This is a genomic window from Pradoshia sp. Z6_59 (genome assembly GCF_058267515.1).
The window spans coordinates 52,142-64,913 of the sequence record NZ_JBZCPP010000014.1 but is presented as its reverse complement, the minus strand read 5'-3'; the positions used below and the strand labels follow the sequence as shown (position 1 = coordinate 64,913).

Annotated in this window: 11 protein-coding genes; 6 read left to right on the top strand and 5 right to left on the bottom strand. The window is 30.3% G+C overall.

The features are described 5' to 3' along the window. Position 1: 1 nt before the first annotated feature. Together AC4D4B_RS14275 and AC4D4B_RS14270 are read left to right on the top strand one after the other, a co-directional pair. A complete protein-coding gene (locus AC4D4B_RS14275; RefSeq protein ID WP_491000325.1) occupies positions 2–862 on the top strand; it encodes a leucine-rich repeat domain-containing protein in 861 nt (286 codons plus the stop codon). 84 nt (positions 863–946) lie between these two features. Next, positions 947–1,267 (top strand): ribonuclease E inhibitor RraB, encoded by a 321-nt coding sequence (locus AC4D4B_RS14270; protein ID WP_491000324.1) that lies wholly within the window; start codon positions 947–949, stop codon positions 1,265–1,267. A gap of 1,124 nt (positions 1,268–2,391) precedes the next feature. Here the strand turns inward: AC4D4B_RS14270 and AC4D4B_RS14265 are convergent. The 5 genes from AC4D4B_RS14265 to AC4D4B_RS14245 form a co-directional block, all read right to left on the bottom strand. Then, positions 2,392–3,714, bottom strand: a complete 1,323-nt coding sequence (locus AC4D4B_RS14265; RefSeq protein WP_491000323.1) for a recombinase family protein — start codon at positions 3,712–3,714, stop codon at positions 2,392–2,394. Beyond that, the gene (locus AC4D4B_RS14260; protein WP_491000322.1) at positions 3,704–5,134 is read right to left on the bottom strand and encodes a recombinase family protein; all 1,431 of its coding nucleotides are present in this window, start codon (positions 5,132–5,134) and stop codon (positions 3,704–3,706) included. The genes AC4D4B_RS14265 and AC4D4B_RS14260 overlap by 11 nt, the downstream gene beginning before the upstream one ends. Beyond that, on the bottom strand, positions 5,115–5,300 hold the full coding sequence (locus AC4D4B_RS14255) for a hypothetical protein (RefSeq protein ID WP_491000321.1): 186 nt from the start codon (positions 5,298–5,300) through the stop codon (positions 5,115–5,117). The genes AC4D4B_RS14260 and AC4D4B_RS14255 overlap by 20 nt, the downstream gene beginning before the upstream one ends. 61 nt (positions 5,301–5,361) lie before the next feature. Further along, on the bottom strand, positions 5,362–5,490 hold the full coding sequence (locus tag AC4D4B_RS14250; protein WP_491000320.1) for a hypothetical protein: 129 nt from the start codon (positions 5,488–5,490) through the stop codon (positions 5,362–5,364). After that, on the bottom strand, positions 5,491–5,691 hold the full coding sequence (locus AC4D4B_RS14245) for a hypothetical protein (RefSeq protein WP_491000319.1): 201 nt from the start codon (positions 5,689–5,691) through the stop codon (positions 5,491–5,493). It abuts the gene before it with no gap. 400 nt (positions 5,692–6,091) lie between these two features. Between AC4D4B_RS14245 and AC4D4B_RS14240 the strand changes: the two genes are divergently transcribed. The 4 genes from AC4D4B_RS14240 to AC4D4B_RS14225 all read left to right on the top strand — a co-directional run bounded on the left by AC4D4B_RS14240 (position 6,092) and on the right by AC4D4B_RS14225 (position 12,511). Then, positions 6,092–6,277 (top strand): helix-turn-helix domain-containing protein, encoded by a 186-nt coding sequence (locus tag AC4D4B_RS14240; protein WP_491000318.1) that lies wholly within the window; start codon positions 6,092–6,094, stop codon positions 6,275–6,277. Positions 6,278–6,289: 12 nt separating this feature from the next. Further along, the gene (locus AC4D4B_RS14235) at positions 6,290–6,676 is read left to right on the top strand and encodes an Arm DNA-binding domain-containing protein (protein ID WP_491000317.1); all 387 of its coding nucleotides are present in this window, start codon (positions 6,290–6,292) and stop codon (positions 6,674–6,676) included. Continuing rightward, a complete protein-coding gene (locus AC4D4B_RS14230; RefSeq protein ID WP_491000316.1) occupies positions 6,669–7,400 on the top strand; it encodes a tyrosine-type recombinase/integrase in 732 nt (243 codons plus the stop codon). Before AC4D4B_RS14235 ends, AC4D4B_RS14230 begins: the two co-directional genes overlap by 8 nt. Before the next feature lie 872 nt (positions 7,401–8,272). Next, positions 8,273–12,511, top strand: a complete 4,239-nt coding sequence (locus AC4D4B_RS14225; RefSeq protein ID WP_491000315.1) for an NACHT domain-containing protein — start codon at positions 8,273–8,275, stop codon at positions 12,509–12,511. Positions 12,512–12,772: the final 261 nt, after the last annotated feature.

Below are 12,772 nucleotides of genomic sequence, written 5' to 3'. Positions count from 1 at the left end.
AGTGAAAACTAGGTTTATTGGTAATCATGAAATAATTAAGTACCCAGACGATATTGAAGAAACAATTGTTGTATCTTCTGAACATTTAGAAGAAGCAGTAGATGTTATCAACACAAATGGTTTCAAAAATGTATCAATTGAGGGTAATTATAAAAAAAATGACATTGATTTCTTAGAAAACTGTTCTTTAATAGAAGTATTGCAAATTTCTAATACTAATATTAAAAATTTTGAAGGACTAACCCATTTGAAGAATCTTCAAATGCTAAGTTTAAATGTAAACCAAAAAGTGAAAATTGACATAGGGGAACTTGCTGAACTAAAACAGTTAAATGGTGGAATACCAACAGATATGAGCGGTTTGGAAAAGTTATCTAAATTAACAAGAGTAGAGTTGTTTGGCTATAAACCTGTTTCTAAATCATTATTAGAGTTATCAAGAATCCCGAATTTAGAAGCAATAGCTTTATCACAGGGCAATATTGAAACATTGATAGGTATTGAGAAAATGAGGAATATAAAAGAAGTAGATCTGTACGGATTGAGAAAATTAACAGATATTTCAGCTTTACGGTCTACTTCTCTATCCATAACAAGATTTTCTTTGGAAAATTGTAGGAATATAGAAGACTTTACTTATATAGAAAAATTAAAGAAATTAAAAATGCTTAACTTACTTGATTGTGGGGGTATTTCTTCTTTAAGCTTTATTGAGAGTTTAGATAATTTGGAGTCTTTAATATTTGTTGGAACAACAATCCTAGATGGTGATTTACATTATTGCGAGAGGCTAAATTACGTTTATTTTAATCAAAAAAAGCATTACTCTCATAAATTGAAAGATCTGAATTCAGAGTTATAATTAAATTTATCATTGGTTAGAAAAATTATCAGTAATATTATTATAAAGAACATTAAATTCTTAAAACATAAGGAGTAAGATGCTATGATTTTTCCTAATGATGATGATGGGAACGTATTAAAAATGCTATATGAAGAAGGTATTAAATTTGGAGAACCACAAAATGTAGACTTTTTTGTTGCAGTCCCAGATTATAAAAAAGGTAAAGCAGTTTTAAAAACTTTGAAGGAAAAGGGCTTCAATTGCGAATTAGAAAAAGATGATGCAACAGGTGAGTGGACGTGTTATTGTTTTGTACAAATGTTTTTGAATTATGATGACATCATTGGTATGCAAAAGAGACTTGATGAATTGAGTAAACCTCATGATGGATACTCAGATGGGTGGGCAGTAATGGTAATATAGAAATATAAACGACTAAGATATCCACTTACTAAAATAGTAAGTGGATATTTTTAAATGACTTTTGTAAATATAAACTATACTAATTGATCGAGAAAATATAATACATGAAAAACTTTTCGAGATCTTTCCAACACTGGAACAATGAAATTGCTGAAGTGTTAGCATTACTAATATCAACTTTTTGCAACTTGATGGTTTAATTTCAGGAATAAATTCTGCGTTAAGGAATGTTTATGCAAAAAAACTGAAAGAATACAGTAAGCGGAATGAGGAAAATAGATTACCCTTTTTATCTTGGTTATTATTAAAACTAAGTGAGAAAAGGCAGGAACAGAATAGGAAGGCATTAGCTCTGCTTAAGAAATGGAAAGAAAAGACTTTATTTACCTTTCGCTAATACTAACCTAAAACATTTATCCAATTGTAAAAGCATTTGGAAATACGATAAATTTGGTTGTAATGTGGTTAATCTAAAACAAGATAAGACATATATGTGAAATGTAGAGCGGGAATAGGTTGAAATAGCGATTTATATATTCTTAAAAGAGGACGTAAGCGAGCAAACTACCGTCACTTAGGATGTTTTAAATGTGTGGTGTTGCTTTCATAATTGGTAGTTCAAAAAATTCCGTAGAAAAGAATAGTACAACATATCACCTCCTAAAAAATATAGGAAACGAGTATAAGTTTATAGACATTTTTAATTGTATAAAGGTTCGATTTTCCGTCCATACTATTAAAAAAAGTTCGATTTACCATCCAAATTGGTATACCTTTTTGGATGGTAAATCGAACTAATATACACAATTCCTTAATATATGTAGCTTTCCATACATATCAAGAACTATTCATATACCACGCAGGAATAGAGTTTCGATTTTCTATCCATTAGTAAAAAAACAAGTTCGATTAACTATCCAATTGAACTTGTTAGAAATGAATTAACTATTTCATCGAACTTGTTAGAAAAGAAACAGGGTTAATCTTAAAGTGTGGGTCAAACTTAGCCTGTTCTGGTGTAAAGTCTACGACAATGCTTTTGATAAAGTAGAGGAGAATGACCCTTACTTCTGTATTGGATAGTTTTGAGAAGTCTAATTGATGTAAATTTGCTAAAAATGCATTTAATTCAGATGGTGAACATGAAGTTTATTAATATGTTGTACCAATTGTTCTTTTTTACTATCTATTTTAGCTTTTACATTTCTGAATAGACTATTTAGATTTAGCTTTGTAGACTCAGCCATTTGTTCATTTCTCAATATTTCTTGCTCTGTAATTTTTAATAAGTCCATTTCTTGCTGCAAGTTATCAATTGAGGTTTGAAGGACATTAGAAATTGTTTCAGTATTTATTCTGAAAGAAACAGAAAAATGCTCTTGGATACTCTTTAAAAGTATAGGGTTAAGTTTATTAAGGTCTAAGTCATAATGACAATTTTTGCATTGGTATTTTTGATAAAGATAAGTCATCCCATTCTTTTTTGTTGAGCTATTTTTGTGTTGTAGCTTTTGATTACATTTCTTACAGGTTAAAAGCCCAGCAAACAGAAAAGGAGTCTCCAATTTATTGTAAACTTTTTTCAACGTTCGATTTTGTTCTATTAATTCATATAGAAGAAGCGGAACGATAGGTTTATGTGAATTCTCTTTTAAAAACTCTTTCTTTTCCTTATAGGATTGTCTGATTTTCCACTTTAAATCACCTAAGTAGATAGGATTTTTGATGATTTCATCAACGGTACTTGAAGGCCACTTCTCTTTCTCGGAAGGGGAAGGTATACCGGCATCATTCAAAATCTCAGAAATCTTTTGTGTGGAATAGCCCCAAGAACTTAGATGGAAAATAAACAATAGTAGGGGGGCTTTATCATTTGGTATTAATTTTTTATCGATTTGATTATATCCATATGGAGCGGTAGATCCTGGACGTTTACTATCTTGCCGTGATAAATCATTTATTTGAGAATCTATGGCTCGTCTGGATTTGTCTAATGATTCTGAGTTGGAAATTAAAAATTGTAACTTTACATCTAAGTCTTCTGGTGTCCAATTATCTAACTTAGTGGTGGTAAAGAATTTTATATGGGGCTTCTTTTTAATGACCTCATAATAGAATTCTGATACAAAGGAATAAATCTTGCGATCGATACGCGAAAAATCGTAAAAAAATAAAGCATCCACATTATGGGTGAGAACAGCTTGTTTCATCTGATTCAACGCTTTTCGTTTACTGGCTGGTGTTTTAAAAGCTGAGACACCATCTTCTACAAATATTAAGTTTTCCGGTATGTAGTATCCTTTTTCTTTACTATATTTACGAATCGCATCTAATTGTATGTCAAAAGAATTGTTACCAGATTGTTTTAATGAAGAACGTCGAAGCAAAGCGGCTCCGGTTTTTGGTGCACTTGTAGATGTTGATTGAATGTTTTTGTTAGTTGACATGTAATTCTACCCCTTCGATTTCGGTATTATTTATAAATTCATTAAAATATAGCTCCATGTTTATCGTATTTTCATGAATCAAAATTCTTTTGACTAATTGGTCTGCCATACTGACTAATTCATCTTCACTCAATTCATGGGTGATTTTTATTCGTTCTGTCAAAGTCTTGATATTCATTTGAAATGTATCTAGTCTGGACAATGTTTCAAGTATTTCTTTTCGTTGACCTTTTAGGATATTGAGGCCTTCTAGCTTATGTTCCACAAATGCAACTGATTGAAATAGTTCTATGTCGAGAGTAGCGATTTCCATCTCCAATCGCTCTATTTTATTGATAATTGTTAGTAAATTACGGTTAAAGAACTGTTGGTAATGCGTTATGGACCTTGTAACTAAAAGTGTGATGGATTCGTGGTTCAAATTATTCAGATAGTCTGATAGATGTTGAATGAGCATTGTATTATATACATCTACACTAATAGTGATTTTTCTATTTGGATGCCCTTTTGAACATACGTACATTCCTGATTTCCCGATGTTATTTTTTCTGTACTTCATTTTAGACTGACAAATACCGCAATAAGGGATTAAAAAGTTTTCGTTCGCTCGTTGAGAAAGGTTTAAATTAATCCTACTTACATAAGCATTGAGTGCATTTTGAGTATTGAGAAATAATTCTTGAGAAATATAGGGCTCGACATGGTTCAAGGTGTATATTTTTTTATTTTGGATTTCTATTCCAGCATAGAAGGGGTCAGTAAGAATTCGTATTATATCAGTAGGTTTCGTAGGTTTCTTTTTTTTAAGTATGGATTGATACCTATTGAGTACACCAACGAAAGTAATAATATCTTTACAAGCAAGTGCTGTTTCGTATAAACCAGTGATAACCTCAACATACTGTGAGTTAATAGGATAGGTTGTCTTTCCGTTATCTTTATTAGGCTTATAACCAAATTTATTTCCTGGAAACTTCTTATAGGAATCATGAACCCGACGGCTAATGGATCTGCCTTCTTCCTCTATCATGATTCCATTAAATCCTTCAATTAAATAATTAGAACTAAAAGCTGGATAAGACGTATCAGCAGTGGTAAAAATAACCTCAACATTATGCTCAATAAACAACGTAACCAATTCTAAATATTCATAGAAATTCCTGGTTAGGCGACTTCTATCGTACACATATAGGGATTTTACTCGGTTCTTTTTAATGATATGAATGATATCCTGCATCTTCTTCCGCTCAGAGAATTTTAATTTATTGGCTGAAACTCCGATTTCATTCATTTCAATGTATTCATCTTCATCTAGCATGTCTCGGAACCTCTGGTTGGCAGCAAGCTGCATTTCCAAACTCTGTTGGAGAGTACTTACTTTATTAAGGAAAATGGTTATTTTATCTATTTGTATAATCATTTAAATCACCTTTCTGTTGATATAGATTTTGTAGGATAGTAGATTGACTTCCAATTGGGAGATTTAATTCAGCTAAAACTACCTTTTCGATTAGTCGGCTGATTAGTATCGTCCCATACTCATTAGATTCTTCCATTACAGTTATTTTGTTAACTTTATATTCCATAAAAGACCACCTCCAGTTAGATACATAGTTGACGGAAAGTGGTCTTTCTATACCTTTAACGTTAACTGTCTTCTTCAAAAATAAGCTCTAATTGGATGTATACCTCGTCCTGTTTTACATCGATTCGTTTGAAGCGATATATTTCTGTTTCTGCACCGGGTAAATTTAAATCCTCGAGTCCCAAATACATTTAAACTCTCTCCTTTTGTAACTGATACAGTTCCATAAATCTTGCGAAAACCTCATCTGAGATTTGGTGTCGGTTACAAGCGATTGTTAATGAGCGAAGATATAAATCAAACAATAATACATTGGTAGAATCTTCGGTTGTTACTTCAGTTTCTTTATCTACTTCATTCTGCGAATAAATGAAAGAATTACTTAATTCCATTCCTGATTCCTCCTCTTATAAATATCTTGATGTGATTAAGCTACCCATATACTTTTTTTGTTTATTTATAAGTTCCTACCTGATTTAAAGAATTTTTTTAATTTATTTATTTTGTGGTTGCTCTATGGATGGAATCATTAAATATCAATGAATGTTATTAAATGTAAGAAATAAATAGGACAAATAAACTGTTTTGCGATTTTGAGGAAAAAAACTGAGGAAAGTGACTTTTTCTTTAAAATAATTTGTTAACATCACTTCTGTAATAGTCACGTTATCAGAGTTAAATATGAATTTAGAAATTATTTTAATTTGATAGTAGGATTTTTTAATTTTTTTCAAAAGATATATATATTCACTAAAATAATAAAATTTTTTCATCCAGAGAAGGAGAAACAAAATGAATGATTTCGAAATCTTAACAGCAATGGACATTTCTAAAATGCTTAAAATATCCCGAGCATCTGCTTATGAACTAATGGACCATACCGACTTCCCAACCATTCGAATTGGCAGAAATAAGCGCGTTATGGCCCATGAGTTCATGGCATGGCTACAGAAGAATACAAATAAGGTGACAGGATAAGGGGGATACAACATGTCTACACAGAAAAACGGAAAAAAGTGGTCCTTTAGAATAGATATCGGTAAAGATCCGCAAACAGGAAAAAGAAAACAGAAGTATCAAGGTGGATTTAAGACAAAAAAAGAGGCAGAATATGCAAAAGCCGAATTGCTTTCAAAGATTAATAGAGAAGGATACTTCCATCCAAAAAAAGAATTAATGGAATCATTCTTACCCAAATGGTTGCACAATGTGTATAAGCATGAAGTAAAGCTTTCTACATATGAAAAAGCTGAAAGTATTGTCAGGGTTCATCTTTTACCGAAGTTTGGAAAGTTTGAAGTGGGTTTGATTAAACCATACGAAATCCAAGAATTTTTCTCCCAAAAGCTAGATGGGTTTGTCTCCCTCAATGGTTAAAAATATAAAGAATGTGTTAAGCAAGTCTTTTCAAACAGCTATCGATTGGGAAATCATTAAGGAGAATCCAGTTGCTAAAGTGAAGGGACCTTCAATTGAAAAGGAAGACAAGGAAACTTGGTCAGCGACTGAGGCTAAGCAATTCTTAGAATCATGTAAAAAATTCAGATGGAAGGTTGCCTTTTTAGTGGCACTGCATACAGGGATGAGAAGGGGAGAAATCCTTGCGTTAAAATGGGAGAACCTTGATTTTGGGAAGGGTGTTTACAGCGTGAAAGAAACTTTAGTCTCTACTAAATCGAAAGGATTAAGCATTACGACACCCAAGACCCCGAATTCCTTACGTGATGTGCTTCTACCCAAAAGCCTGCTAGACGCTCTGGCTGAATTAAAAAAGGAACAGGATATCATGAAGAAACGTATGGGGACAGCTTACCATTCTAAAAATCTAGTAATCAGCACAGTGGATGGTAAACCAATTTATCCTCGTAATTTATCCCGTACCTTTGATAATCATGTTAAGAAGGCTGGAGTGAAAAGAATTTCTTTTCATGGGTTACGTCATACAAACGCAACTATCTTAATGAGGGAAGGAATAAATCCTAAGATTGTAAGTGAAAGATTGGGTCACGCAAATGTTGCGATAACGTTGGACATCTATTCACATACTGATTTGGATATGCAGCGGGAAACAACATGTGTGTTAGAAGGTATGTTTAATTAACCTTCTATATAAAAATCATAGAATGACAATGATAGAGTTGTAAATGTCATTTGTAGGTATTCAATAGTATATTGGCGGAAAAATAATTTATCTTTTGATCAATATTTAATCTTCATATCTGGAAGACCTTGCTCAATTATGAAGTAAGGTCTTCCTTATCCTAAATAAATTTTACTAGGAATCTCATTCGGAAATTCAAAAGGCTATGTTGGAAATTGGATTTTCAAGGGAGAATGTGAAAAGGTAATGAAAGAAATTTAATAATTCGTGAATTAATAGGTTATAACCGTTTAGTGATATACAATCAACTGGATTTTTGTATCTTTTACATAAAGAAAACACATTAATAATTAAATGATTGGCAAATGAATTAAAATGATATGGAAAATTTGTAATAAATTAGCGAAGTTAAGTAGTAAAGGTTGAGGAAAAATTATACAATAAAGAAAAACAAGTCTATTTGAAATGCTATATTTAACATTTAATTCAGTTTGCTTTTCAATTGTTTATTACTGATTGAAAAATAAAAATTAAATAAATTAGTACATATGTAATACTTTGTTTTAATCTGAATAATCTAAAAATTTATAATGTTAATCTGCTCTGGTTTTCCAAGTAAGAATAAATATTAGGAGGAGTATCATAGATATAAATCCAAAGTGAAATATTTTGCGTAGACAAGCTAGGTATGGGTAAAGTGTTTACTGCATTTACAATACTGAGAAACTGTCCAACTTGTTAAAAGGAATAACAAGTGAATTAGTTTGGTAATCAGGATCATAAAAGGATAAATTTACTAGTAAGAGGAAGTTAATTCTAACAAAAATCTTATCATAGCTATGCGATGAGATAGATATAGTGAGGTATAGGAAATGGTAGATATTTCATTTGTTGTCAAACCTTTAATTGGAAAATTAGTGGTTTTAATAAGTGGAAAGTTTATAGAACGATTAAAGATAAAGTGGAAACTTAATAAGATAAAAACCTTTAAAAAAGAGTATAACGATACTTTTGTCGACTCAAATGCATTCCAAAAGTTTTTAAATGACGAAAAAAATGGACTTTTAATATTTAACTATGTTTTCGGAGCTACTTATAACTCTGTTTCTAAAGCGGCATTTGTCGAGCAATTATCTAAACTTGCAATTAATGAAATAAATCTTTATAGAAAGTCAGTGCAGCTTAAAGAAATAGAAGGCCATCCTGTAGTAAATCAATATTTAAAAGATTTAATTACATATCTTGAAGATTACAGAGATAAAAATTTTAAGTCAAATGAAATGAGTATTTTATCTAATATTCAAAATAGCATTGTAGAAAGTAATGTGAAATTACGGGACTACTTTGAAAAAAATGTTATAGAAATTCAAGAAAGAGCTTATTTGGAAAAATACACGGATGAACATTTAGAGAAAATACTGAATCAAAATATATTAGATTTAGGTAAAAGATATATTTCAGAGGCGAATGTAGAAACTGATTATAATGCAATCTTTGATTCGTTAGTAGGAAATAAGCGATTCTTTCAAAATTTTAGTGAGTTATTGGGTAAATTGCAACTGAGTATTATGAAATTTAGTGAAACTTTCAATAAACATAAAGAAGAGTTAGGGTACGATGATATAAAATTTATCGAAAAAATATTAAAGTATTTAAAAGAGATTGACTGTGAAGACAAAGAATTCTATCTACAAAGTAGTTTAAAACATTTTTCTGAAGAGATTAATAGTTTTATTGCGGAAGTAGAGGGAGTGAGAAACAAGCTATATCAAGAAGTAAGAAAGAATATAAGGGAAGATTTAATCAATCTAATTCACGCAATAAATAAAGATAATAGAGAATTTAATGATTACATAGATTTGGTAAGGCCAATTTTAATTAATGAGCCGTTTTTAATGATATATGGAGATGCAGGAATAGGTAAATCACATTTATTAGCTGATAATGCTAAAAGATTGCAGGAAGAAGGACATAGTGTTTTCTTATTCTTGGGTCAACATTTAAACACACGTGATCATCCTTTCAAACAATTATTTGGCTTGATTGAATATAAAGGTTTTAAAGAGTCTTTTCTGAAAGAATTTAATGATAGAGCGAATAAAAAAAATAAGAGAACTGTAATTATAATAGATGCTTTAAATGAAGGAGAAGGAAAGTATTTTTGGAACAATTATTTGGTGAATTTTTTGAATTCTATTAAGGAGTATGAAAATATTGCTGTGGTCTTATCTGTAAGAAGTAACTACGTAAGAAGTGTATTACCTGAAAATATTGAAGCTGACTTTCCGTTACAAAAATTAGAACATAAGGGATTTAAGAATTTAGGTTTTGATGCATTAGAGCCTTTTTTTAATTACTATAAGATAAATCCATTAGTATTTCCTTCTTTAGAAAATGAGTGCTATAACCCTTTATTTTTACACATTTATTGTGAAGCATTCCAAGAAGAATATGAAGGGTATAGAGGTTGGAGTATAGTTGAGGTATTAGAAATGTATATAAGTAAGATTAATAGTAGATTATCACTCGATCTAAGATTTTCATACACCAACTCATTAAATCTGGTTGATAAAATTTTGAAAGAAATTGCTGCAAAATTTATTGAAAATAAAAGTTATTCCATAGAGTTGAGTGAACTTTATGAAATATTAGATAATACAGCTAGTCCATATACCAGCGGTTATAGATCATTGATTTTAGGATTAGAAGAAGAAAATATTTTATCAATTAATTCAGGTTATCGTGGTGAAAGTTTAGTATATTTCACTTATGAAAGATTTGCAGATATATATATATCGTTAGTTTTATTGGGAAAATATGACCGAAATAAAAAACTTTTTGAGGAAATAATATCATCTGATAGTCCACTATATTATGGAGTTTATGAGAGTCTTTCAATACTTGTTCCTGAAAAACTAAACATAGAATTATTAGATTTAGTTGATAGTAAGTTTATAACTTTTCCTATAGCGGAATCTTTTGTTCGAGGAATCTCCTGGAGAAATGTACAAAATATAGATGAGAGAACTTTGTATTGGATAAATATATGCCTTAGACAGGAAAATGAAGTTTTACAAAGTTTAGTATATGAAAACTTATTAAAGCAGTCTTTTATTATCGAATCACCTTTTAATGCGAATTTTTTACATGATAACATCTATCCTATGACAATGTCTAAGAGGGATGGAAGCTGGACTATATCTATAAATAATAATTCAGAAGTGCCAAAACGACTTGTAGAAATCATATTAAATCGAAATTTAAGCTTTAAACACTTTAAATATGAAAATTTTGAATTGCTTTCTTTGAGCATTATTTGGCTATTTACGTCTACAGATCGTAAGCTAAGGGATCTTTCTACTATGGCTTTAGTAAAACTGTATATGAATGAACCATCAATTATTTTAAAGAATATTAAACTATTCATTGATGTTAATGATCCCTATGTATTGGAAAGACTGCTTGCAAGTGCATATGGTGCAATACTTAGGACAAATGATGTTCCACATTTAGAAAAAATAATTGATATTATCTGTACTAAAATATTTGAACAAGAAGAAGTCTACCCGAATGTTCTAATTAGAGATTATGCGAGAGGTATTATTTTATTTGCTGCTAATAAAGGCACTATTGATACTAAGAAGTATGAAAATATTAATCCTCCATACTCTAGTAATTGGTATGAAAAAACTGTTACATTGGAAGAAGTTGATAATAAGTTAAAAGAAATGCAGCAAATTGGTAACAATGAGTTTTGCGGATTTCATCAAATAATTAGTTCTATGACAACTGAATATGGAAGAGGAACTGGGGCTTACGGGGATTTTGGAAGATATGTCTTTGGTAGTGCCTTATATGAATGGAAAAATCAATTTAATGACCAAGATTTAAGTAATATTGCTACAATGAGAATTATTGAATATGGATATGATGAAAAAATACATGGTCATTATGATAGAAATTTAGGATATTATAGCAGACATGAAAATCCTATAGAACGAATCGGGAAAAAGTACCAGTGGATTGCGTTATATGAGCTTTTAGCCAAATTAACAGATAACTACCCTATATATAAAGAGAGGAAGATATATACTTCGGAATTTCAAAGATATAAGGAATTACAAAGTGAAAGGGATTTTCTATATTTCAATGAATTTTTAAAAGGTCAATCTGAGGAAGATGAAGAGTTAGAAGTAGAGGAAATTGAAGAACCTTTAAAAGAAGAAGAACATATACTCGAAATTAAAAAGGAATATTACAAGAATTATAATGGACCGTGGGAACCATTTTTACGGAATATTGACCCAAGTTTGTTAGAGTATCCTAAAAAAAACGAAAATTTTTATCTAGCTAAAAATTATTTGCCATATAGTCCTAATAAAGAATGGGCGCTAAGTAAAGAGGAATTTAATAATCTGAATGAATTTATATTTTTTAAGTACGAAGGCAATAACTATATATCTTTAGCTCAATTACTGGTACAAAAAAGAGAATATGGTAAAAAGTTTGTTGATAGGGATGAATTTTTCATAAACTCTAAAGCAATTTTTTTACCTAATGAAGATAAAGAAAAATATATAGCTTTGAAATCAGAAAAGAAAGGAGATTTAAGTATATCTTGGGCAAATCCGTATGGTGTATTTGCATTTGAATATTTTTGGCATCCATCATATATAGATAATTCTTATGAAAGTGAATCTGAAGGTAATAAATATGAAGATGCAATACGGGAATATCGTTGGGAAGCAAATATCAATCCTGCTTCTGGAGAAAGAACTTCTTGTAGCTACCTATTGCCGAATGCTAATTTAGTTAAATTCTTTGAGCTAACTCAAATTGCTGAGGGTATTTGGAAGGATAGTGAAGATAATTTAGTTGCATTTGATGCTCAGTATTTTGGATATGAAAGCAACTTATTATTTAGAGCAGATTATTTGGAAAAATTTTTAAGGGGAAAAAATTTAACTCTAGTATGGAATTTTTATATGGAGAAGATATCCGAGCGTAGTAGAAAAGAGAAATGGTTCATATGTTGGCTCGATAATGAATCCGACATAAAATACACTATTTTGGATGAGTATAAAGAATTAGAAATGAAAGATAGATTCTGATTAGGTATTACAGGGGAAGGAATTATTATGAGGGATTGTTAATTCAATTAAGCAATTTCTAACGCAATCAGGTGAAAAGCTGCGTTCTCACTTATTAATATCATATGCTCTCACTTTACTCTGAAGATTTAGAAAAAATTTAAAAGATATTCTACTTTAAGCTGTAGTAAAACAATCTGATACTGGTAGCGTGTATAATTAACTGGTAACATTAACTAATAAAAATAGCATGAATATTTTTAACATTACCTCGAATATTAG